We start from the raw sequence: 24,192 nt of genomic DNA on the forward strand, positions 1-24,192 counted from the left end.
AAGTAAATGGCTATTTTTCATTATATATTAGAATACTTCTTGTTCATTACATATTGCACATACTCAGGTGCACTTTTATCAATCTCTTCATCACTTAGTTTATATTCTGCACCATATAAATAAAAGGAAGGTATAAATTCCATACCTGTATATAGGCATGTAGCTTGGAATGGTTTCGTCAACTCATCCATTGTAATCCCACTATTTTCATAGTCTTTTTCTAATCCACCTATAGAAATAGCTACACCAAATTCTTTCTCCTTCACTTTATCTCCTTGTGATCCGTACGCAAATCCATATGTTAATACATCATCGAACCATTTTTTTAATAATGGTGGTGTGCTGTACCAGTAAAGCGGAAATTGAAATATATATCTGTCATGTTCTACTAATAACTTTTGCTCTTGTTCAATATTAAACTCCCAATTTGGTGCCACCTTATATAATTCATGCACCGTAATTTCATCTGAATGTTTCTCAAGTTCTTCTATCCATCTTTTATTAATTTTTGATTTTTCAATATGAGGGTGTGCTACAATTACAAGTGTTCTCATCATTTTCCAGCCCCTTTATAAATTAATCAATCCTTTACGTATTAGTATGAATGAGTTACATATAATTGAAAAGTACGTACTTTCAGGTACTATAGGAACCTTGAAGTACCTTTGGAGGTGTTATATGAATCAAAATGATAATTGCCCAATTGCAACAACACTCGATGTAATCGGTGGAAAATGGAAAGTTCATATTTTATGTATTTTGTCGGATGGAAAAATGCGAACAAATGAAATTAAACGAGAAATCCCAAACATTACACAAAAGGTTCTTACACAACAACTTCGGCAACTTGAAGCTGATGGGATTATCTATCGTACCGTATATCAAGAAGTACCACCAAAGGTTGAGTACACCATAAGTGAATACGGAAAATCTTTAATGCAAATAATGAATGATCTGTTTGAATGGGGAAAAGATCATCAGATTAAAAGATTACATGACTAAAAAAGCACTATATACTTTGTTTAATCCTCAACGTTCATATTTTTTATTTCTATAAAGTTTATTTTCATCATTTTTTAGCTAACTTGTTTTCTTAGATTGATGGACGTGACCCCACATCCATCAATCTAAAAAGATACAATTAGAAAAATGAGATTTCTATAAAGTTTCGCATATAAACACTACTTCCGCCTCATTAAGCGCTCGCTCTACTTTTTCTAATCTCAATTGTACGTAAGCTATAAAGAAGCACCCCTAAACCGAGAATTTTTTCATTATTAGACGCATTAGAACCTAAGGTAATAGTAGGTACATTTAAACCCATAAACCTTTCACTCCATTCTATAGGCATATAAAAAGATACTCCTTCAAAATAAAAAACGCTATTCTCTCTGTAAAATCATAGAAAAGAATAGCGTTTTTTATTTTGAAATAGAAGTCTGTATTTAAACTAAACATGCTAATATTGATTTTGTGCGATTGTCAGTTACCTCATAATAAATTTCTAATCCTTTCCGAGTACCTGTAACCATTTTAGCAGCTTTTAGTTTAGATAAATGTTGACTAATTGTACTTTGAGGCATTTGTAAATCCCCATACATTGTTGTTACATTAGTAGGACCTTTTGCAAGCATTATTTTTACTAAAGATAGACGAACTGGATGCGCCAATACCTTTAACACCTCAGCGATTTCTTGAAACATTTCTTTTTTTTCTTTCATCTTATTTCTCCCCTTTTATATACATATTTATGTTATCCATATATATAATTCGAAGGTATATGCGTTTTTGTGTCCGTCATTTTAAAAAAATATAAAAAAACTTTAATCCGAAACTAAAGGATTAGCTTAACATAATGTCTCACTATTAATGGTGAATAGGAATCTCGTTATAGAAGCAGCAGTTTTTATGCTACAACTCTACATTCAACTAACTAAAATCAATGAAAAAAAGAGCAGATAGTCCGCTCTTTTATGATGCCTCCTTATGTTCCGTGGAATGTTTAACACTCCCCAGTCTCTTTAGTTTATTCCACCCTACCGCTACTCCTCGAAGCGATGAGAATATAGATTTAATGACAACATAAGTCATAAATTGACGATAAATAAAACGTTGTAAAATTAACCATGCCAATGGTTTTGGGTTCTCTTCCTCTAATTTAAATGCGAACAGAGAAGCGAGAAGATCCATTAAAAAGAATACAAGATAAAATCCTAAAACTTTTAGCGGATTACTACTAAATAGTCCTATAATCATTAATATATCTGCAAAAGGAGCAATGAATTGCAGAACATATTGGAATAACCACATATTAGGCAGTGCAATAAATCCTAATGTTTTATGTTTTGAATTACACAACGCTTTTCGATGTTTCCAAAGACATTGAAGTGTACCATATGACCAACGATATCGCTGTTTAATGAGACTTTTCACATCCTCAGGTGATTCCGTAAAAGCATGCGCTTTTTCTTCATATACAATTCTATGCCCTTGACGTAAAAATGTAATAGTAAGATCCGTATCTTCTGCTAATGTATCTTCGCTTAAATATCCAGATTCAACTACATTCTTCTTGCGCCACGCCCCAATAGCTCCTGGAACGACTGTAATACAATTTAACTCATCAAAAGCTCTACGTTCTAAATTAAACCCTGTAATATACTCAACATGTTGCCAAGTAGTTAACAAATTCCGTCTATTCCCCACTTTGACATTACCTGAAACTGCAGCTACATTCTGATCTTCAAAGTGTCTAACCATTAAAGAAATAGCATCTTGCGCAATAATAGTATCCGCATCTAAAGTGACAATGATTTCTCCTCGCGATTGTTGAAACCCTTGGTTCATTGCCGATGATTTCCCGCCGTTTTCTTTCTGAATGAAACGAACTTTAGGGTGTTTATAAAATGTTTCTTTCATTACTTTTGACGTACCATCTGTCGATCCGTCATCCACAACAATAACTTCAAATTCTCTATAATTACTATTCAAAATTGAGCGAATCGTCTTAGCTATCACCTTTTCTTCATTATATGCCGCTATGACAACACTAACAAAAGGTTGATAAGACGAATTAATATAGCGAGATAACGTCTGTCTTTTCTGCTTCCATGCAAAATAAATTAAGAATAAGAATCGAAAAACCCCTAATCCAATAGCGATATAAAAAATAGTTGTTAATATATGCTTAAAATATCCAGCTCCTGAAAAGACAGCTTTATTGTAAAGTAAATATTGCTTCCCCTCAGAAGAAACAGGAGGCATAATTTCATCTCGTTCTTTATTCATTAAATCTGAAATTGTTACAAAACTATATCCATGCTTTTTTAGGTCTTTAATAATGATTGGGAGCGCCTCTACTGTATGTGTACGATTCCCTCCCGCATCATGGAGAAGAATAATATTTCCCTCTCCCTTATAAATGGGATTAAGAGCACGCTTTACTAATTCATTTGTTGATGGTGTTGCCCAGTCTTCGGGATCAACTTTTTCCGCTACCATTGTATAGTTCATATTTTGTGCACGTAAAATAGGCAATATTTCATTTGATGAATCCGGGTTAGCATCCGCTTCATATGGCGGTCTAAATAAAACCGTAGAATGTCCAGTTACTTCCTGAATTAAACGTTGCGTCGTATTAAGTTCTACTTTCGTTCGTAGTAAAGACGTATCAGCTATGTTAGGATGCTTGAAAGTATGATTGCCAATTTCATGCCCTTCATCGTATATTCTTTTTACAATACTAGTATTTAGTTGTGCGTTTTCACCAAGTACAAAAAAAGCAGCTTTTATTTGATTCTCTTTTAATATATCTAAAATTTCTGGCGTATATTTCGGGTCTGGTCCATCATCAAATGTTAATACTACTTGTTTCCCATTTGGTTTTCCATATCGTTGCACTTCATATGCAGATGGTAAGGATTGATATACTTCATCTGTAAGGTAACCATCTTTGCCTACTTTAAAATCTCTCAATCCATTTTTTCTTTCATTCTCAATCTGTAAAATTTCACCTTGTCCAGAATAATTTACTTCATCTAAACTATTGATTTTATGTAATACATTAGGATTTTTTTGTGCCTCAATCGGATTTTTTAAAACTTTCCATATTGTAGGGTCTTCTGCTCCTAGTCTCCATAACGCAAATCCCTTTGCATGATTGTCCATTGCGATTTTCACTTGATTATAAAGAGTTACACCGTCTAAGAACCAAGCAGTATGTTCTTTCCCTTCTGTTTTATACCTAAAATAAGGGTTTCCACTCATTTTATCCCATTGAATTTTCATATTTGAATCATGAGCCATTGCCATAACTTCTGAGAAAGTTAAAGACTTCGCAGCTTCTTTACTATTTACTTGCCAATCATATCCATAGTTACCGAAAGCAACTATAAGCTTATTAGACGGAATATTCAGTTCTTTCAATGTATGTTGGAACCATTTATTTGAAGCAATTGGTCCTGGTTCCCCGGCTCCATAGTGCTCATCGTACATCATTACAATCATTCGATCTATTATTTTTGCTAACGCACTATAATCAAAAGCCTTATCATTAGCTGGAACATCTTGTGTAACGAGCAAATCATGTTGATGAAATTCCGTAGTAAGTTCTTTCATAAAATTTGTTAAGTTTTCTCTATCACTTTCAGGTACGGCCTCAAAGTCAATATTAATTCCTGAAAAATGATTCTTTTTAACTTGGCTTACTAAATCATTAATAAACTTTGTCTTTACATCATTTGAGGAATTCAGTAACTTATGAATTAGCCCACTATCAGGACCAGAAGCTTCCTCAGTATAGTTAGTAAGCAAAGGCATAATCTTCACTTGATTTTTTTCTGCCAACTTTACTATCTCAGGTTTTATCTCACTTCTAATCGTTAAATCTGCTTTTAAATGATACCACTCTGGTACTAACGTAGTTAAGGAATCGATATTTTCTTTTAAAGAAGCGGTACTATTTTCATCCCAATTTACATAAAAACCATACACTTCTTTAGGTTGTTTACTATCCTTCGGTGGATTCACCAAATTTTTATTATCCTTCGTTTCGGTATTTGGGTTAAATTCTTCCTTCTTTAACTGCTGATCACTAAGTTTTTGATTAATTGGTACAAGTTTAGTATCTTGTTGTACAGCGGTATTCATATTTGGAATTTCTGGTGTTGAAAAAATACTTTGAAAGAAAAAATAGAATACAACACCTACACTAACTATTGAGATACATAGAAACCAAATAAAGGCTATATTTCTCCTTCCTTTCGGATCATAAAAAACAGGTTTTTCTTTATCTTTCTCTTGTTGAATGTTTTTCTCCATTATATTTTTCACATACTCCTTCTTAATAGAACTATAAAATAATAAAGTGCAACTTTAATCAGCCCTCACCAATTGGGCATTTACAAGCAGCCCAACTCCCACCTAACTTCTTTGCCCCAGCCAAATTTTGAGATGGGAGTTTTACTGCCCACAATAGCGAGAGAAATCCTTTTAGCTTTGAAATGAATCTCTCACTTCCATATTCTATTGATTCTTCTTTTCATTCCCTTGCTGGTGGCCTCTATTTTCTTGTTGAGACCCCCTACCATTGTTCCCTTTCTCGTTTCCATCATTTTCTTTCTGAGACCCCCTACCATTGCTCCCTTGCTGATTTCCATTATTCCCTTGTTGAGATCCTCTTCCATTGTTCCCTTGCTGATTCCCATTATTTCCTTTTTGAGATTCTCTTCCGTTGTTCCCTTGCTCGTTCCCATTATTTCCTTGTTGAGACCCTCTTCCGTTGTTCCCTTGTCCATTTCCATTATTCCCTTGTTGTGATCCTCTTCCGTTGTTCCCTTGCCCATTTCCATTATTCCCTTGTTGTGATCCTCTTCCGTTGTTCCCTTGCCCATTTCCATTATTTCCTTGTTGTGATTCTCTTCCGTTGTTCCCTTGCTGATTCCCATTATTTCCTTGTTGAGATTCTCTACTGTTATTCTCCTGTTGATTCCCTCTATTTTCTTGCTGAGATCCTCTTCCATTGTTTTCTTTTATTTGCTTCGATGGCTGTCCCTCTGTTTTCTTTTGTTCTTTCTGCTCTTGCTTTTCATATTTTTTTTCTTTTACAGGAGGTAAATCCATTGATGCATCAGGAGATGACTCCGGCTGTGATTGCACCTCTTCTTCATTTTCCACCGGATTAGGCGGCGTGGCAGGAGGAGTAAGCGATTTGTTTTTCTCATTCTCTTGCTTTATATAGACACCTATGCCAATTCCAGCTTTTCTAGCATTCTCTCGTACTTGCATCGTGCTACTTTGATATTCAACTGTAATATGTTTTAACTCATATTCTTTCTTCAATTCTTTCATTGCCTTTTCTAACTGTGGTTCTAGCGCCTTGTCCTTTGCAACTGCTGTTAGCATAACTTGCTTATCATTCATTAAATACTTATCCTCTTGACTTTGCTTTATAATAGTACGTATTACTTCTTGTAATTGTTTATTTTCCCATTGCTTCAATTCTTTTAAAATACGCCTTCCATCATCATTACAAGCCTGTAAATCTATAACACGAAAATCCTTCGTTACGCTCACCTCTAAACTTGGATTTATATCAACTGAGACGTAAGCAAATACTTTTTCTTCTGGTTGGTTGTAGAAAAACAGCACTGCAAATAGAAAACAAGCAACAAGTATTGATGCAGGTTTTAAAAAGGAAGGGATCGAAAAATGCGATGCTTTTTTTTCTTGCTCATCAAATGAGATTTCCTCCCCGATCATACAAGAATCCCCTTTTCTTTTACACGTAATAAACTCTCCATTTGGTGTTAAAACAACTACGCTATGCTTTTTTATATCCATCACAATTCCTTTATTCATCATGCTTTTCCCCTCTTATGTAATCCAGAATATATGTATAGTTGTTTGCAAAAATAATACACATTGCAATAATGTATTTTCTATGTCGTTCCAACGTTTTACGACTTACCCTAACACGCGGTTCAATATGTTTAAGCGGTAACTTTTTCTTTCGGAACAGCTCTTCCATCATTTCCTCTTCTTTTATAATAATTTTTACAATTTCTATTAAGTGCTCACGCGTATCACGATGCTTAGGAGATTCTTTAGCAAGCTCTGAGAATGTGATTTTAAACTCAGCTAGCACACTTTGAAAATGAAGAATTTCCTCCTTACGGTTACTATTTTCCATCTCTTTCATATACTCCGTAAGCGACACTTGCATTTCTAACATTTCCTCTTGCTCATCTTCTTTTAAAAAGACAAAGTTATGTTTAGACTCCTTACGTATATAGTCAATTACATCTCTTTTTATAAGAAGATCAGCAAACGCTAAAAAGGATTTTCCTTTTGTATAGGAATACTGTTCAATTGCTTCGTTAAACGCAAACAATCCAATGCTATATTCATCATCCTGTTCTGTAATATATCGGCGGCAGACAGATGAGATTGATTTTCTAATAAAAGGCTGATACTGTACGATAAACGCTTCTTTATCTTCTTCGTTGTTTTGTATGTTACATACGATATCTTCTATTTTCGGTTTTCTTAAGATCTTCATTACTAAACTCAACACTTGTAATCTCCCAGCCTCCTTCAAATAGCAAAATGGCCACTACAAAAGTGACCATTTAACCAGATTTTCTTGGTACTTTTCTTCGGTCTTGTTTTCTTGCTGTTAGTTATATTTTTAGAGTCTAACGTTTTCTTAATGATTTTTCCTTTTCTCTCGGCACTACAGTTAAGTTTGTATTTTTATCTACTTTCTTATTTTCTACCGTTCGTTTTGCTTATTCTCTTTCTATTTTATCTGCAATCCTTGAATAACTCTCCTCTATATAATTGGTAATTTCATCCTTTTACTTTGGATGCCCACTTAATCTAGCAATTTTATTAATGCTTCTATATTCTTTCATAGTCATTTTTCTTCTATTTATTTTCTTCACTATACATATTCGGAGGAATACATAGTTTTATGGGGGTCAAAAAATATTTTCATAAAAAAATACATATTTATTTCAAAAATAAAAACCATCAATTTGAAAAAAGATAATCAAATTGATGGTTTTCTTATAATATCTATTAAATTAAGTTGGATTCTCATTATATCTAAAAAAGTACTAGCTATCCTCTTCTGATTTTCTCCATTTTTATCTTTCTTGGTTATCATAATATGTCTTATCTGCGTATTTTCTATCATTTCCTTTTAGATAAGCTAAAATTACTTTTGGATTTTTAAGTAAAGTCCAGTCTCCATATGTATCAAATCTTCTGCATGAAGTTATCATTCCATTTTTAATAGTACCGAATTTCTTATTATTTTTCTTTCCCCACTCTTTTAAACGTTTAGCGAAATCTGCATCTTCTGCCATAAGCATGTTTTCATTAAATCCGTTGATTGCCATAAAATCTTTTCTATAGCACCAAAAAATCCCTACAGATATAGCTCCGTACTTAAAAAGTAAGGGGATTATGATTAACATTGCGGAGAGAAATATTCCTAAAGATATTCTTTCAAACTTACCATTCACCCCACCACCAATGTATGTACCTGAAGCTAAATATTTATCTACATTAATCAACATAGACTCTGTCATTATGGTATCAGCGTCTATAGTAACGATTATTTCTCCACTAGCTATTTTAGCCCCTGCATTTCGAATTTTAGATAAGTTTTTATCGTTATTTTTCAATGTAACACAATTATAAGATTTTGCTATTTCCTCTGTTTTATCTGTACAACGATTTAAAACAACTATAACTTCCGTTTGCTCTTTATATGCCTCTGATGCCTTTGCAATTGAATCTAAACATTTTCTAATGTACTTTTCTTCATTATGCGCAGGAATTATAATAGAAAACTTCACATCTTTTTTCAAATTAACTCCTGAAGATTCGTTTGTCTCAGTCATAATATTCCCCCCTTATTTTATAAGGTAAATATCTACTATACATAAATTATATTAATATTTATTAGGTTATATTATAGAAACTGACGGTAAAGAGGCTCTTACTGTCGACGTTCAAAAGCAAGACGTACAGCAATCCCCGTTAAAACACTTGCCATAAGCCAACGCTGTACTCGTAGCCACGTCGGGCGTGTGCCAAACCATTTTGCAATTCTACTTGCTGTACATACAATTACAAGGTTAACTATAAAGCTAACAGTGATTTGCGTAAGCCCCAAAACTGCACCTTGAAAAAGCAACGATCCCTTCTCTGGATCTTCAAATTGAGGTAGAAGTGATACATACAAAATAGCAATCTTTGGATTCAGAAGATTGGTCATGAGTCCCATCAGAAATAATTTCCTTGGTGGCTCATTAGAAATCATACGAGGTTCCATAATAGATGTAGCACCCGGTTTAATCGAATTCCAGGCGAGCCAGAGCAAGTAAGCAGCACCTGCCCACTTTACTGCTTCATATACAGCGGGAACAGCAACGAATAGAACTGTAAGTCCAAACATAGTTGCGATTATATAGATTACAAATCCGAGCATGATGCCCAATAAAGAAATAAATCCCGCCATACGTCCTTGCGTAATGGAACGGGAAATGAGGTAAATCATATTAGGCCCAGGTGAACAAACCATGCTAAGCGAAACAATTGCAAAAGCTACCAATGTACTCAAGCTGACCATAAACCTTCCCCCTTTATTTTACATAAAATTTCCTATTGTACATTTTATCATAATTGAGGAGAGAAAAGATTAATATAAAACGATGCAGCTAAGTAATAGTATCGGATCGAATGTATTGTAATCACATACTTCTCATTCTCTTAAGTAAGGATCTAAGAGTACCCTGTCCATAGAGCTACTAAAACCACTACAAATAAAGCTAAACAACATGTGATATTTCGAATCCACTTTTGTATATCACCAAAATACCTTTCTATATATAGCGTTGATAGTAAGCATAAGAAATAAAACAAAGAAAGACAGCGAGGCATAGGTCCATTTTTATCTTCATGGCTGGAATTATACCCCTTACCAAACTTCTAAATAAAATGTATAGCTGAGTAGTTATCTTATTTTTCAAAAAAATTCTGATTATTTCTTTTTCACTTCTTCTACAAATTCCCATGTCTCTCCGTTATCTTTTGATTGATAAAGTGCACTACTATCGCCATTGTAGTCTCCATCTGCCCCTTGTCCAACTAACATATTAAAAACCCCATCTTTCTCATATGGCATACTAGGTGAATCAAAAGGACTTATTGTGGACTGTGTATGATCTAATTTCACTTCATGCGGCGGATATTCTACCTTTTTGAAAGATACTCCCCCATCATCTGTGCGATATAACTCTCCTTCATTACCAGAAGGCCTAATTGCTCCTAAAAACCCAAGTTTATCATTTATAAAAGTGATTCCTGATACACTACCAATCCCCCCATTAAATGGGTCTGGATTGATAACCTCCCATGTTTTCCCTTCATCACTAGTCTTGCTTAATGAATAAAAGGCGCTCCCTAATGCTTTATCTGTCATATTTAGTTTATAACCAACTTCTTTCGATAGGAAAAACTGTTCTTTTTCATTCTTTAAATCTTGTTGTTTCTTTTCTTTAAGCATATCTTCTTTTGGAGGCGTCTTTGATTTACTCCAACTTGCGTCACTTATTAAATTATATCTAGCAGGGACTAGCTCTTGCTCTTTTCCAGGGACAAATATAGATACAGTATATCCAATGATATCAGAAGCTGCTTTTTTAAGACTCTGCCCCTTACCATCCTCAGTAATATTAATAATTCCCTCTGTATTGGATCCCCAATTCCTTTTTCCATAATAAATCAACCCATACTTACTTTCATTCCATTTTTTGACCGTTTGCTTAACTGGGATCGCCTTAACCGTTTTAATTAAAGGTTCTACTAATTTATCATCATTATAATCAGGCTTTGCATATCCATCTCGTATTATAGTAATATCTTCTGATTTCTTCTTATTATAAGAGATTAAATAAGTTTCTTCTTTCCCATCAACATTTTTCCCATAAACAAATGTATCAAACGCTGTGATTGTTCCATCTGAATGAAATGTAAGATCAAAATCAGTTGCCATATACAATTTCTTTGGCAAAGGATATTTTTTATTTATATCTTCAAAAATACCTTCTACTCCAGATTTATATATATTATTATGTTTAAGTTTAACTGATCTTTCATGTTTTAACTTTTCTATAAACCATGCCAATTTGCCATTGTAATTTATTGCACTTTTATAAATCTGCATCCCATAAAATGATGTAATTGTAACAATAATGATAATAGAAATGGATCTCCATACTATTGAATTAGTTAATTTTTTAGATTTATATTCTCTATTTTTCATCACCCGCATTGTAGTAAATGCAGTTATGGATATAAAAAGTACTATACATAATAACATAATATAAATATTATAATTCATTCTTCCGTACTTACAGTATAAGGCCAACTCATAACAAAAAATCCCATATACAATTATTAGTATTGGATTTGTTACTAATGACAGAAGTATCCTTTTTGTATTTTCTCTAAATATAGAAACCACCCCTAATTACATGAATTACTGATATTAAGTATACTTTATTGTAAAGTAACAAAAAAGCTATTTAATCTTGCCGCAAAAAATACAATAGACATCTTTCTATTAAAGCCGTTTACAAATCTAGTTGTTTCATAGACAATGGATTTTTGAGTGAATACTAAAGTTGCTTCATTTATATGAATTACAAATCCAAGCATGATGCTTAATAAAAAAATAAATCCTGCCATACGCCCCTGTGTAATGGAATGAGAAATAAGATAAATCAAAATAGGCTCACCATACTAAGTGAAACAAGCGCAAAAGCTAGCAAAGTACTCAGGCTGACCGTAAACCTTCCTTCTTTATCTTACATAAAATTTCCTATTGTACATTTTATCATGATTGAGGAGAGAAAAGATTAATATAAACCGATGCAGCTAAGTAATAGTATCGGATCAAATGTAGTGTAATCACATATTTCTCATTCTCTTAAGTAAGGACTAAAAATAACCTATCCATAGAGCTACTAAAACCACTACGAATAAAGCAAAGCAACATGTAATATTTCGAATCCACTTTTGTATATCACCAAAATACCTTTCTATAAATATAGCGTTGATAGTAAGCATAAGAAATAAAACAATGTAAGTAAAAGATCCCAATTTATCGTTAAATTTTTCATTAGTAAATGTACTTACATGAAGGAATAGAAAAACAAACGTTACTATGAATAGCTCAAATAATCTTTTTTTATTCAATCCGCCACCACCTTACAGGAATTCCCTTTTATTCCATTTTATCAGAACATACTGTGTAGCAGTATATGAATATTATATTCATTTCAAAAAGGCCAACAATACAAGATCGTTAGCCTCTACTTTCCATATTCGCACCTTTTATCACTTTACTTCCTAACAACCGGAATCCACATTTCACCAAATACTAGGCCATTTCTCTGTCCCATCTCAACCGTTGTATTAGGTCCACCAACATAGGCAAAATCCTTTGCTTCTGGTAAAGCTTGACCGAAGGCGATGCCAGTAAGCTTATTACTTAGCTCTTTAGCCGTTTTGTCTTCCCCTTTCACTACTAAGTATTCTCCCCTCGGAAACTGAATCACTCTAGATTCTTCCTCTATTTGTGCTTCTGTCATGACACCCGCATAATACATCATTTTGTTATTCACCGCTTCGCTCACGGAAAAAATGTATTCATTTGTAGCTAAAGCTTTTAAAGTGTCCAGCCTTCCATCTTCTTTAACAGCCGACCAAAAGTCTTCCTTTTCTTTATTTATTCCAGCAAAGTCTGTGTATTCACTCTTAATTTCAGTTCCAATACCTAACACAATAAAGCTATCTTTTTCTTCTATAGTATAATTTTTCATATTCAAAACCTGCCTCTTTTTTTATTAATCAAACGATTTATCTTTTCATCTGATACGTTTATAATACCTTTAAACCATGTCAAAAAATGATACTGTTTAGGAGACTAAAATGAAAAAGGTTGAACGGATTAATACAATTATGCGGTATATCAACAACCGCTCTCACTTTACAATTTCTGAAATTATACAAGAATTTAACATATCACGGTCGACAGCTATTAGAGACATTAGAGAAATTGAAGCTATGGGAATGCCACTTGTCGCTGAAGTTGGGAGGACCGGGGGATATTTTGTTATGCACAACTCTATCCTGCCCGTTGTTCGCTTTACTGATAATGAAGTGAAAGCTCTTTTTATTGCCTTTATGGCTACGAGGAATCAACAACTTCCCTACCTAAAGAGTCGTCAATCTTTAGCCGAAAAACTACTAGGACTCATCTCAGAAACCCAGCAAGATGATCTCGTTCTTTTAAATCAACTCTTGCTTTTCCAAGGGACTAACCCTCATAATCCCGATCTACTTGAGCTTTCTGATCTCCCCCATCCTATGTTAGAAAAACTCATTCAAATCCTTCTTTTGGATAACCATTTATTGATTACTATGAAAGAAGATGAAGAAATCAAGTCTTATCCAATTTATCTATTGCACCTTTATCAAGAAAAAAGCCATTGGATCATTGAAGGGTTTGACTTAAAAAAAGAAAAGAAGATGATGTTTCCTGTCGATGATCTCATTAATATCGAACCATACACGACGAACAAAAGGCTAAATAAGAAAAAGATTTTAGAAAAACTAAGTAAGAAGGACGAAGCAATTAACCTTGTATTTGAACTTGGTCCGACAGCAATTGCCCAGTTCAAAAAATACCATCCTTTAAAAATTTCAATATCTTATACTAATCCTTACCAATCCACAGCCATTTTAAAAACTTTTATCAATGTTAACAATCCCGATGAAGTGACGGAAATAATAAATTGGCTGCTTTTTCTAGGGAAGGATATTAAAATCAAAGAAATACCCGATGAAGTATTAGCAGATTTACAAAAACGAGTGTGCTTATACATTCCATAAGCAGTGAGCCTCAAATATTAAGCTTTATCACTGGATAATTATCCTATTTTTAAATACCATTTCATTTACTACAATGAGAGCATGATAAATAATAAAAGCACGGAAAATCTCCCGTGCTTTTCTAAATATATATTATTCCTGAAGGTTTCGTTTATCACGTTTCTTACCCTAACTGACGTTTAAATGCTTTACTGGCGAAAAAGTAAGAGATGACCATTATACCTACGCACCAAGCGAGCGCAATCCAAATATCGTTACCAACAGTTCCTTCATATAAAAGAGCACGAATCGCATTCACGATTGAAGTTACAGGCTGATTCTCCGCAAACACACGAACAATTTTTGGCATCGTTTCGGTAGGTACAAAGGCCGAACTAATAAATGGAAGAAAAACTAGCGGGTACGAGTAAGCAGTCGCCCCTTCCATAGACCTCGCTTTCAATCCTGGAATGATAGCTAGCCATGTTAGCGCCAGCGTAAACATCCCTAGTATCCCAGCTACTGCAAGCCAATCTAGAATATTAGCGCTGGAACGAAAGCCCATTAAGAGTGCAACAAGAATAACCACCACGATAGTAAGTACATTAGCAACAAGAGAGGTTAAAACGTGAGCCCACAATATCGATGAGCGCTTAATAGGCATCGTAATGAAACGTGCCATCAGCCCACTCTTTACATCCGTAAAGAGTCGCACGGAAGTGTAAGCTACACCGGATGCGATAGCCATTAGCAAAATTCCCGGCAATAAATAATTGACGTAATTTTCCGTTCCTGTTTTTATTGCGCCGCCAAACACGTAGACAAATAATAGCATCATCATAATCGGCGTAATCGCTACTGTAATAATTGTATCCGGGCTGCGCATAATGTTACGCATTAAACGACCTAGTAATACACCTGTTCTACTTTTCATTTACATCTCCTCCTTTTTACCAATGATCGCAAGGAAGATTTCTTCCAATGTCGGTTGCTTTTCGATATACTCCACTTTTGCCGGTGGGAACATCTCTTTTAGTTCAGCAAGAGTACCTGTCGTAATAATTTTTCCGCCATGCAAAATAGCGATACGGTCTGCCAGTTGTTCTGCTTCCTCCAAGTACTGAGTCGTAAGCAAAATAGTTGTACCGCTACCAGCAAGTTCCTTAACTGTATCCCACACTTCGATTCGCGCTTCAGGATCAAGTCCAGTCGTTGGTTCGTCAAGAAAAATAACTGCTGGCGTCCCAATCAAACTCATCGCGATATCAAGCCGGCGCTTCATCCCGCCTGAATACTGATCTGCCCTTTGGTTTGCCGCATCAGTCAGGCTAAATCTTGCAAGTAGATTGTCAGCAACTTGAGCGGGATTGGAAACACCACGTAATTTGGCGATCATTATCAAGTTTTCCCTCCCTGTCAGCATACCGTCTAAAGCTGCGAACTGCCCTGTCAAACTGATACTTTGACGAACATGGTCTGGTTGACGCTGTACATCAAATCCGCAAATATTTACTTCACCGTTATCTTGCTTCATTAGCGTCGAAAGGATGTTAACCGTTGTCGTCTTTCCAGCTCCATTTGAGCCTAGCAGCGCGAAAATTTCTCCACGCTGCACCTCAAAATCTACCCCTTTTAAAACTTCCTTGTCTTTAAAGGATTTTTTCAAGCCTTTTACAGAAATCGCTGCATGACTCATACTTTTTTCCTCCCTATAAAAATGTTTTGCGAAGACTATTTATTTACCTCTATCTATTTAGTATCACTGATATTCTGTATTACTTAGTACCGAGTTAAAAATATAACTGAATAGCTATGATGGCAATTCATATGTGTAACCAGCTAATCAGTCGGTACTACTTATTCCATTTATTTTTTTCTCAATTTCTTCATAATACTTTCATTCAAATCTTCACGATACTTGGAGACGTAAGTTTTAGCATTTGCCACTAGTTCGTCAGCAAAGGAAGCCACGTCATCCCCAGTAATGTCAAGCACTTGTCTTCCTTCCGCTGCACCCGCTTCGAACAAATCGATTAATTCATACTGTATGTGTAACATATCCATCCCGTTACCCGCTGAAAAATTCCACATGTAGTTTTGAATTTTCTTAAATACAAATTGGTAGTCCTCTGGCAGAGCCTCAACTCGTGCCATCATCATTTTGTACTCTTTTTTATCACCAATTAACTTTTTGAACATTTCTAACATCTTATTTTCCTCCTTTTTTATAAAACCGAACAAGAAATTCTCAAAATATCGGCCGGAACATTTTATCTTATGAACCTATTTTGACTTCAAGACGTTAATTTTTGACGATACAAAATCCCATTTTTCCCAAAACAATTCAAGCTCCTGGCGGCCTTCTTCATTTAATGAATAAAACTTACGAGGCGGTCCCATATCTGATGGTTTCTTTTCAATATTCACAAGCTTTTTCTTCTCTAATCGTACGAGGATGGTATACACCGTACCTTCCACAACTTCGGTAAACCCAAGATCATTCAGGTGGCGGGTAATCTCATAGCCATACGTTTCACGGCGACTAATGATTTCCAGTACACACCCTTCCAGTGAACCTTTCAGCATTTCAGTTAAATTTTCCATGTCCTGATCCTCCTTTACCCCCTATTCTGTCTGACTTATATTCAGTATCACAGAGTACTAAGGCGAATTTTTTACTGAACAGTTTTTGTGAATCCGAACTATTCAGTATCACTTATTACATCTACATTGTATGACTAAGTAGTTATGGATGTCAACTTTATTTTCAAAAAAATTAAAAATCCGCTTTACCCTAACCGGATACAGCCTACTTTTTTTGTTGTAAGGACCATCACACTAGCAAAACAGAACTGATTCAAAGTGTAATTTAAATCAGCTCTGTTTTATTGTTTTTATACCGATATATCTTGTTTTTTCACGATACAAATTGTTTCTCACTACCATTCCCATTGTATATAAAGCATAAAGGCAAGTGCGGTCAGAGAAAATTTCCAGAGATTATCCATACATGATACGAGCCCCTAAAATACAATTCTGTTAGAAATCTGTTCTCTATATTCTCTTTTATTTTATTTCTGATAGTTGATTAGCAACACTATCTAAAAATTTTTCTACCTTTTCTTTTGATGTATCCGGCGCATGATAACCGATCGTAAATGTAAGCCTTCCATTATAAGAGCTTGCTCCCATTGAAAAGAATGGTGCATACATAATAGGTGATGCCATATACCCGTCCTCAGCTTGAATTTGACCAAACTGAATAGGTTCCTCAGCAATCACTCCCAAATTTGTCAGTAATGGCAACGCCATCCCCATCTGTACAGCCTGTTCATATTGCTGATTATACATTTCCTTCACTGTAGATAGCTTCATTTCTGCCAGTAACTCCATTCCTGCTGCTGAAGAAAGACCTGGATTTTGAGACTTTATTTTATCCATTGATTGTTTAACTCGACCAAGAGTCTGCTTAAATGTTTCATCGTCTTCCATTTTAATCACTGGCATTTCCATACCGGATAAGTTGCAAATAGCACCAGTTGTATTATTAGGCAGATATCGACGTAAATCAATTGTCAAACCAATCATTTTTTCTGCAGTGCGAGGTTCTGCATACACAGTGAAATGTGATAAAACTCGGAAGTAAGCAGTCATGATTACATCATTCAAGGTAACCTGTTGTGCTTTTGTCCATTGGGTTAAACGTAGAGTTTGCTTATGGCTCAATCGCCGTACGGACATTTGGGGAAATTTATTTTTGTTAGGTTGAGATGGAAAAGACCATAACGATGCCTGTTGTTCTTGGTTAGGACGATACGCACTTTTTATGTCCGATATTCCAGCGTATTTGAATACATGTGATTGATCTCGACAACTCTCATTTCCCTCATCAAATTCCTTTATAATTTGCTTCTTAGACCGTCCCAATGAAAGGTGAGTATATATTGTTCCAAGCAATTTTATATATTCCTTGACTCCTGCACCATCTGAACATAGATGAGACAATTTCACAACTAACATATCTATTGTAGTGCCCCGTAATAATTTCGTTTGAACCATAGGCCCCTGAATACGATCACCAGGTTCCTTAATAAAATCTATTGCCATTATTTCAAGTTCTTGATTATTTCCTTCTGCAAAAAAGCAAATAGATGAGTTAGTGTCAGATGAATGTTCCTCCCAGTAAGGAATATCATTTTCTACAAACCGGCTGTTCAAAACTGGTTGCAATTGCAACGTTATCCTTACTGATTCTTCAAGTATTTCCTTGGATATACCTACAGGAAAATAAAGAACTGCATTAATTTGTTGATCTGCAGAATAATGACCTAATACATAATTCATTCGATCTTGTGGTGTTACTGAATACTTTCTTTTCTCCATAATTCCGTCCCCCTTTAGGACTTTTTGTATAACCCTATTTTCCATATGCTTGTAATTTTTCTTCAAGAGCTAATAACGCTTATTTTTCGAATTTTTAACGAAATCACCTTCTCCGTATTGGTTTCATTCTTTTTACAGGTGATATATTCATTATTTTATTGTTATCAACACTGCCTAACCTTACAATAAAACCAAACAAAAATAAATTAAGTTTACATATACATAAACATTTTATTATAACATCTACAAATTATCAATACAGCAAATAAATCATTTTTATGTCTGTCAATAAAAAACAATATATTCAAGGGCCACTTCATAATAAAAGATTGATGTGCATGTAAATGTACCCATATCACTTTCAAAATAAGAATGAGAATTTTTTCAACAAAAATAAGATGCAGTTATTGATTTTACAGTAAAAAAAGCCCCTCCATTTTGAAAATGCGCAATCAAAATGAGTAGGGCTATTTCCAATTTAAATTTTATAAAAGAATGATTATCATAAATAATATTTTACTTTTTAGTCTACCTTATTATTTTCAATCCATTTTCCTAATAAATGAATGGATTTTATTCCTATAATTTGAGGTGGTATCGTTGGTTTTTAAAAATAGAAAGCTTATTTTCAAATCAAATGAAAAAGAGGTAAAATTATAGATATTCATGTAGAAATTTCGTTTTGGGGATACTTAAAATCTTAAGGTGATGAGCATGTGGTGTTATACTTTAAAAGCTCTATAAAATTTATAGATATAGCGATTTTCTTTATTAATAATCATTTGTATGTGCGTTTACTCACACACATACAAATGATTTATAAAGCCACAATTAAGTGAAAACACCTTTTCCGTTACGATAACATCATAGCCATGTCTTCTGCTGCATTTGTAATTAGTTTTAAACCAAATGTTTCTTGTAATACATCAAGCACGCCAGGTGAAATAAATTCAGGAGCCTTTGGACCGATGCGAATATCTTGAATTCCAAGACTAAATAGCCCGAGTAAAATGGCAACCGCTTTTTGTTCAAACCATGATAGCACAATACTTACTGGCAATTCATTCACTTCACATTGGAAAGCATCAGCTAATGCAGCTGCTATTTTCACTGTAGAAATGGAATTATTACATTGTCCTAAGTCGATGTAGCGCGGAATCTCGGTACCAGGTACAACACCGTAATCCACATCATTAAAGCGGAATTTCCCGCAAGAAGTTGTTAAAATAACTGTTTCTGGCGGAAGTGACGTTGCTAATTCACGATAATATTCTCCGCCTTTTCCCGGTGCATCACAACCGGCGATAACAAAGAAACGCTTTATCTTCCCCTCTTTTACTGCATCAATAATTTCTGGAGCTAATGATAATACTTTATTATGATGAAACCCTGTCACTAACTGTTCATCCGACTCCATATGTACTTCTGGAAGTTCTAGTGCTTTTTGAATCAATGGTGTAAAATCATCATTTTCAATTTTTTGTACACCTTCTAAACCTGCAATGTCATATGAAAAGAATCGATCAGAGTACGAGCCTTTAATTGGCATAACACAGTTCGTTGTAGCTAATATGGCACCAGTAAATTTTTCAAAAAGGCGTCTTTGATCATACCATGCCTTACCGATGTTTCCTTTTAAATGTTTATATTTTTTCAGCTGCGGGTATCCGTGTGCTGGTAGCATTTCAGAATGCGTATAAATATTAATGTCTTTTCCTTCTGTTTGCTTTAATAGTTCTTCTAATGCAAATAAATTATGGCCCGTAACTACAATTGCTTTACCTTCTACACGATTTTGTGTAATTTGTACAGGCTCTGGCACACCAAAATGATTCGTATGTGCCTCATCCAATAACTCCATCACCCGTAAAGCTGATTTCCCAACTTTCATAGCCATATCAATATGCTCTTGTTCGTTAAAGTTAGAATTTGTTAATGTCATATATAAAGCTTCTTGTGTTGTAGCATCTACAAATGCATCCGTATACCCTAGCTGAGCAGCATGTGTGCGATAAGCTGCAATTCCTTTTAGCCCAAACACAATCGTATCTTGTAAACTCGCAATCGTTTCATTCTTGCCACAAACACCCATTACTTTACATCCGCCTGTTGGCGTTTGTTCACATTGATAACAAAACATATCATTCCACCCTCTCCCAATCATTCATTACACCTTAAGCATAATACCCATTGAAAAAAAGTGATGTGATATCAATCACAATAATATATAAAGATTTGTGACAGTTCATATTGTTGACATAATACTTTTATTGACATCCAAAAAATATACATTAGTGTGCACACATCTTTCGATACTTTTAAATAGCTAAATAATTAATTTGGAGAAATATATACAACGAAAAAATTTTTTTGAATCCCTTATACAAATAATTGCAATTCATCTCATATGAAAATAGCGTATTTTTTATTTTAAGGAACTATCATTTTTTTATTAAAGCCTTCATTGTAAACCTCTTTATTTACAATACATTTACACTATCTTAACATTACTTACATTATTTATATGATATATTTATATAGAAGCTACTTAAGAAATTTCATATACATTTTATCTTTATGATCTCTAATCTAATCAATAAAAAGATCATGTTATATTTTTATAACAGGGGTGAATTACGATGACTGAAACTTTAAAAACACTTATAATGCTTGATGCTACTTACGTTGTTATTGCAATTATGACAGTACTAGTATTTGTATACTTGGAATTAAAATCTCAGTAATATACGCTGACGTAATCGACAGATTCAGCATTTAAATATAGTTAGAAGAAAGAGAGGAGAAAATTATTTCTCCTTTCTTTTGTATTTCTACAATTTCTTATTTTAATAAATCCAATGTATGTAAAAGTAATCCCTTGTCTCCTACTTCTCCATGACCAGGTACTACCGAATTTATATTTCCATATCGCTTCAGCACATTCTCAATCGATGTAGACCATTCATTTACATACGCATCCGCAACATTTCCTAAATCTTTAGCTTCCGCAGATTTTACTAAACAGCCTCCAGCTAAAATTTGATATTGTGGCAACCAAACAACAATATTATCTTCTGTATGTCCTTTCCCTGGATAGAACGTTTCTACTTTTGTATTGCCAAACTTCAAACTCGTAATTGTTTGTAAATCTCCAAGCGGCTCTTCATATCCACTGTTCTTTGCTAGTTCTGCGGTTAATGCTGTACTATGCGCTTTAATGCCTCTTTCTTTCAACGCTGTTATTCCGCCAATTCGATCAGCGTGCGCATGTGTAATAATGACATCTGTTACGCGCTTCTGAAATTTCTTTTCTACCATTTCTATTAGTTCCTTCGTTAATTTGTTATCCCAAGAAGAATCAACAAGTACTAACCCTTTAGAAGTATTAAGAACTAGACCGTTCGAAGGAACTGCTTCTCCATTAAAATAACCTAACTCCGTATGAACCCATACATTCTTGTTTAACTGAGATATTGAAATGGTTCCCGTCTCATTTTTGATTACTATTTGCTCTACCTTTTGTCATGCTTGTGCAGAAGAAATCGTGCTAACAAATTGAGTTGTTCCTAGTAAACTTACACATAATCCTACTTTTAACAACGTATTCTTTTTCATGTTATCAACCCTTTCTTTCAAGCTAAATAGTTATTACCTATATTAGACAATTCATCTCAAATGTTTGTTCCATCTTCATTTGCATACTTTTATGTAATTAACAAAAAAGCGTACAAAATTTTGTACGCTTTAAAACTTAATCTTCCATTCCATAATTCTCAAACTCTTCCTCATTCCCATAAAATACATTCAAATCAATATACTTTTCTTTTCCATTATAACCGCTTAATCTCCCGCGGTTCGTGTATTGCCAAAACGTCCATTTTCTCTCATCAGATAAACTCGGTTTTGTAAGAACACTACGAATCCATATATTACATTTTGGATACGCATCCTTTATATATAAATCATACGCCTCTTGCGTTGCATACAATATTACTTTCTTATCGTAATGTTTTTCTAGCATTTCAATCATGACCGCCAACTCTTTCGTAACATCTTCACGCTTAGGCGGATTATCTTTTTTGTTAGCGTAAAACTCAACATCAATCACGGGTGGCAGTGCTTGTTTATATTTTGGAACAGTTCGTATAAATTGCTCTGCTTGTGTTTTACCCTTACTATCGAAACTAAAAAAATGATACGCTCCGATGCGCATATCTGTCTTATTCGCATTCCTCCAATTTTTCGAAAAGTACTCATCCACAAACGAACTTCCTTCAGTCGCCTTTATAAACGCAAACTTCATATTTTGCTTTTCCAACTCTCTCCAATCTATATCCCCTTGATACGATGCGACATCTACACCTTTTATTTCATACTTATCAGCACTTATTTGATTCGGAATGAATATGCCTTGAAAAACTAAGTAAACGACAACACTTATTACACTAATTAAAGTAAAGATTCCTCCTATAATAAGCTTCTTTTTCATTCATATCACCCATCTTTACAAATTAAAATTCTACTTACCATTCGCGCTTTTTATTAATTTTCATTTTTTCTTCAAACGCCTTCTCTAAATCAATATTTAATTTATTTGCTAAATCACATACATTCCAAATTACATCAAACATTTCTAAACCGATTTCTCTTTTCGCATCTTGTATTGTATCACGCTTTAATATGACTTCCGCTAATTCACCTAATTCCGCCATCGTATATATCGTACGCTCTTCAATTGTTGTATCTTGAAATCCTTTTTCTTTACTGAAATTTGATACATACCTCTGAAACTCCACAATATTCATACTTAATCTCCCCTCATTACCAATACTCCATTTTTCTATTACACTTAAAACTAAAATTATATTTTGTTAAATTATAACATTCGGACTATAATTTATTTATAGCCCATTAACGGAGGTGTTTTCATTGACTCTCTTCGCTTCCCCATCATTATTCATAGTGGCAATCCTTTCATTTGCACTAGCTTATTTCATTGGAGTAAAGCAGTACACTTGGCTCTTATCAGGATTCAACGAACGCCGCGTGCCTGATAAAGTGAAACTATCAAAAATAGTAGGTCTTTATAATTTAATTGCTGGTGTCATTGCGACAATCGGTAGTGTCTTCACTACGCCTAATGTCACAATCGTTATTCCTATCACTCTAATTGGACACTTTATAATCGCGGTTTATGTAAATACACGCATGGTGCAGTAAAAAAGATCACCCAAATGGATGATCTTTTTTATAATTTATCAACATATTGCTTCGCTTCTAGTAAGGAAAAACCAAAAGCTTCTCTTACTCTCTTAACTGCTGTAATTTTTTTGCCTTCTTCTACAAGCTGGCGTAGTTCTTTATTAATTTCAGGTTCTCTTTCTATAATTCCCATTTCTTTCGTAATTAATTGTAATCTATCTTCAATTCTCTTTAAACGCGCATCATTTTTCTTTTCAATTGTAGTTAATTTTTCAGCGATATAAATGAAACCAACAGCTACTATCAGTATAACCATCCAGAATTCCATGAATGTTCCCCCTTACTAACTTTCATTTGCTTTATTCCACTAACTTATGTAAATTTTACCACAATACACATTTAATGTATAATATCACTATATCAAACTGTTAATAAAACCTATTATTTTAGGGGGACACTTTATGAAAAGATTTTTAAATACGTTACTTCAATTTGTAGTTCTTTCAATCGTGCTACATTTGTTATTTGATATAGTTGGTTGGCTTGTTTTCAATGCACCAATTAAAAACAAACAAATCATCATTTCTTTAATAACAATCTCATGGGTTATGTACATGTACCGAGACAAATTTTTTCAAAAGTTCACTTCAAACTAACTAA

24 protein-coding genes and 3 pseudogenes are annotated in these 24,192 nt (G+C 34.1%); 4 read left to right on the forward strand and 23 right to left on the reverse strand.

From position 1 onward, the window contains the following. Window positions 1-20: 20 nt before the first annotated feature. A complete protein-coding gene (locus QCI81_RS04025; protein WP_071731245.1) occupies window positions 21-554 on the reverse strand; it encodes an NAD(P)H-dependent oxidoreductase in 534 nt (177 codons plus the stop codon). Window positions 555-678: 124 nt separating this feature from the next. Here QCI81_RS04025 and QCI81_RS04030 point away from each other — a divergent pair, with 124 nt between their 5' ends. Then, window positions 679-1,002 carry a winged helix-turn-helix transcriptional regulator gene (locus QCI81_RS04030; protein ID WP_001072980.1) on the forward strand — a complete coding sequence of 108 codons (324 nt, stop codon included), beginning with the start codon at window positions 679-681 and terminating at the stop codon, window positions 1,000-1,002. A gap of 193 nt (window positions 1,003-1,195) precedes the next feature. Here the strand turns inward: QCI81_RS04030 and QCI81_RS04035 are convergent, their stop codons facing one another. The 12 genes and pseudogenes from QCI81_RS04035 to QCI81_RS04090 form a co-directional block, all read right to left on the reverse strand. Further along, window positions 1,196-1,351: a hypothetical protein gene (locus tag QCI81_RS04035; protein ID WP_001121201.1), complete on the reverse strand. Its 156-nt coding sequence runs from the start codon at window positions 1,349-1,351 to the stop codon at window positions 1,196-1,198. Window positions 1,352-1,445: 94 nt separating this feature from the next. Continuing rightward, window positions 1,446-1,721 carry an ArsR/SmtB family transcription factor gene (locus QCI81_RS04040; protein ID WP_000660066.1) on the reverse strand — a complete coding sequence of 92 codons (276 nt, stop codon included), beginning with the start codon at window positions 1,719-1,721 and terminating at the stop codon, window positions 1,446-1,448. Window positions 1,722-1,971: 250 nt separating this feature from the next. Beyond that, window positions 1,972-5,319 (reverse strand): trifunctional glycoside hydrolase family 18/polysaccharide deacetylase/glycosyltransferase family 2 protein, encoded by a 3,348-nt coding sequence (locus QCI81_RS04045; RefSeq protein WP_098033507.1) that lies wholly within the window; start codon window positions 5,317-5,319, stop codon window positions 1,972-1,974. Between the two features lie 204 nt (window positions 5,320-5,523). Then, on the reverse strand, window positions 5,524-6,861 hold the full coding sequence (locus QCI81_RS04050; RefSeq protein ID WP_071731215.1) for an anti-sigma factor domain-containing protein: 1,338 nt from the start codon (window positions 6,859-6,861) through the stop codon (window positions 5,524-5,526). Continuing rightward, window positions 6,851-7,573: an RNA polymerase sigma factor SigI gene (gene sigI, locus QCI81_RS04055; protein ID WP_002082432.1), complete on the reverse strand. Its 723-nt coding sequence runs from the start codon at window positions 7,571-7,573 to the stop codon at window positions 6,851-6,853. Before sigI ends, QCI81_RS04050 begins: the two co-directional genes overlap by 11 nt. A 574-nt stretch (window positions 7,574-8,147) precedes the next feature. Further along, complete coding sequence (locus QCI81_RS04060) at window positions 8,148-8,909, reverse strand: glycosyltransferase family 2 protein (protein ID WP_071731217.1); 762 nt, start codon at window positions 8,907-8,909, stop codon at window positions 8,148-8,150. 98 nt (window positions 8,910-9,007) lie between these two features. Continuing rightward, window positions 9,008-9,640, reverse strand: coding sequence for a LysE family translocator (locus QCI81_RS04065; RefSeq protein WP_071731218.1), 633 nt, complete (start codon window positions 9,638-9,640; stop codon window positions 9,008-9,010). Window positions 9,641-9,792: 152 nt separating this feature from the next. Next, window positions 9,793-9,946, reverse strand: a pseudogene (locus QCI81_RS04070) (DUF3963 domain-containing protein); the annotation flags it as partial. A gap of 105 nt (window positions 9,947-10,051) precedes the next feature. Further along, a complete protein-coding gene (locus QCI81_RS04075; RefSeq protein WP_081366353.1) occupies window positions 10,052-11,536 on the reverse strand; it encodes a WD40/YVTN/BNR-like repeat-containing protein in 1,485 nt (494 codons plus the stop codon). A gap of 169 nt (window positions 11,537-11,705) precedes the next feature. Further along, window positions 11,706-11,813 (reverse strand): annotated as a pseudogene (locus QCI81_RS04080) (LysE family translocator); the annotation flags it as partial. A 199-nt stretch (window positions 11,814-12,012) separates the two neighbouring features. Then, window positions 12,013-12,270 (reverse strand): DUF3963 domain-containing protein, encoded by a 258-nt coding sequence (locus tag QCI81_RS04085; protein WP_001036214.1) that lies wholly within the window; start codon window positions 12,268-12,270, stop codon window positions 12,013-12,015. Window positions 12,271-12,416: 146 nt separating this feature from the next. Further along, complete coding sequence (locus QCI81_RS04090) at window positions 12,417-12,896, reverse strand: GyrI-like domain-containing protein (protein WP_002195671.1); 480 nt, start codon at window positions 12,894-12,896, stop codon at window positions 12,417-12,419. 109 nt (window positions 12,897-13,005) lie between these two features. Between QCI81_RS04090 and QCI81_RS04095 the strand changes: the two genes are divergently transcribed. Continuing rightward, complete coding sequence (locus QCI81_RS04095; RefSeq protein ID WP_065212056.1) at window positions 13,006-13,968, forward strand: helix-turn-helix transcriptional regulator; 963 nt, start codon at window positions 13,006-13,008, stop codon at window positions 13,966-13,968. A gap of 163 nt (window positions 13,969-14,131) precedes the next feature. Here QCI81_RS04095 and QCI81_RS04100 read toward each other — a convergent pair whose 3' ends face one another. The 9 genes and pseudogenes from QCI81_RS04100 to QCI81_RS04140 all read right to left on the reverse strand — a co-directional run bounded on the left by QCI81_RS04100 (window position 14,132) and on the right by QCI81_RS04140 (window position 23,135). Next, complete coding sequence (locus tag QCI81_RS04100) at window positions 14,132-14,881, reverse strand: ABC transporter permease (RefSeq protein WP_071731219.1); 750 nt, start codon at window positions 14,879-14,881, stop codon at window positions 14,132-14,134. Next, window positions 14,882-15,643 (reverse strand): ABC transporter ATP-binding protein, encoded by a 762-nt coding sequence (locus QCI81_RS04105; RefSeq protein WP_071731220.1) that lies wholly within the window; start codon window positions 15,641-15,643, stop codon window positions 14,882-14,884. It lies immediately after the preceding gene. Window positions 15,644-15,813: 170 nt separating this feature from the next. Next, entirely contained in the window at window positions 15,814-16,155 is a 342-nt protein-coding gene (locus tag QCI81_RS04110; protein WP_000891986.1) for a DUF1048 domain-containing protein, read from the reverse strand. Window positions 16,156-16,230: 75 nt separating this feature from the next. Next, complete coding sequence (locus tag QCI81_RS04115; RefSeq protein ID WP_000429487.1) at window positions 16,231-16,551, reverse strand: PadR family transcriptional regulator; 321 nt, start codon at window positions 16,549-16,551, stop codon at window positions 16,231-16,233. Between the two features lie 462 nt (window positions 16,552-17,013). After that, a complete protein-coding gene (locus QCI81_RS04120; protein WP_071731221.1) occupies window positions 17,014-18,330 on the reverse strand; it encodes a condensation domain-containing protein in 1,317 nt (438 codons plus the stop codon). 853 nt (window positions 18,331-19,183) lie between these two features. After that, window positions 19,184-20,470: a hydroxylamine reductase gene (gene hcp / locus QCI81_RS04125; RefSeq protein ID WP_071731247.1), complete on the reverse strand. Its 1,287-nt coding sequence runs from the start codon at window positions 20,468-20,470 to the stop codon at window positions 19,184-19,186. Between the two features lie 701 nt (window positions 20,471-21,171). Then, window positions 21,172-21,945 (reverse strand): annotated as a pseudogene (gene bla2, locus QCI81_RS04130) (BcII family subclass B1 metallo-beta-lactamase). A 136-nt stretch (window positions 21,946-22,081) separates the two neighbouring features. Beyond that, complete coding sequence (locus QCI81_RS04135; protein ID WP_071731222.1) at window positions 22,082-22,819, reverse strand: glycoside hydrolase family 25 protein; 738 nt, start codon at window positions 22,817-22,819, stop codon at window positions 22,082-22,084. A 34-nt stretch (window positions 22,820-22,853) separates the two neighbouring features. Then, window positions 22,854-23,135, reverse strand: a complete 282-nt coding sequence (locus tag QCI81_RS04140; protein ID WP_071731223.1) for a MazG nucleotide pyrophosphohydrolase domain-containing protein — start codon at window positions 23,133-23,135, stop codon at window positions 22,854-22,856. 124 nt (window positions 23,136-23,259) lie between these two features. On the opposite strand from QCI81_RS04140, the gene QCI81_RS04145 reads away from it, so the two are divergent. Continuing rightward, window positions 23,260-23,550 (forward strand): DUF3784 domain-containing protein, encoded by a 291-nt coding sequence (locus QCI81_RS04145; RefSeq protein WP_353810619.1) that lies wholly within the window; start codon window positions 23,260-23,262, stop codon window positions 23,548-23,550. A 28-nt stretch (window positions 23,551-23,578) separates the two neighbouring features. On the opposite strand, the gene QCI81_RS04150 is transcribed toward QCI81_RS04145, so the two are convergent. Next, window positions 23,579-23,860, reverse strand: a complete 282-nt coding sequence (locus QCI81_RS04150) for a hypothetical protein (RefSeq protein ID WP_000397724.1) — start codon at window positions 23,858-23,860, stop codon at window positions 23,579-23,581. A 133-nt stretch (window positions 23,861-23,993) separates the two neighbouring features. Between QCI81_RS04150 and QCI81_RS04155 the strand changes: the two genes are divergently transcribed. Continuing rightward, on the forward strand, window positions 23,994-24,188 hold the full coding sequence (locus QCI81_RS04155; RefSeq protein ID WP_000819660.1) for a hypothetical protein: 195 nt from the start codon (window positions 23,994-23,996) through the stop codon (window positions 24,186-24,188). Window positions 24,189-24,192 lie beyond the last annotated feature (4 nt).

Origin of the sequence: Bacillus cereus group sp. MG20, assembly GCF_040459885.1 — a bacterium.
GTDB classification, from domain to species: Bacteria; Bacillota; Bacilli; order Bacillales; family Bacillaceae_G; genus Bacillus_A; species Bacillus_A cereus.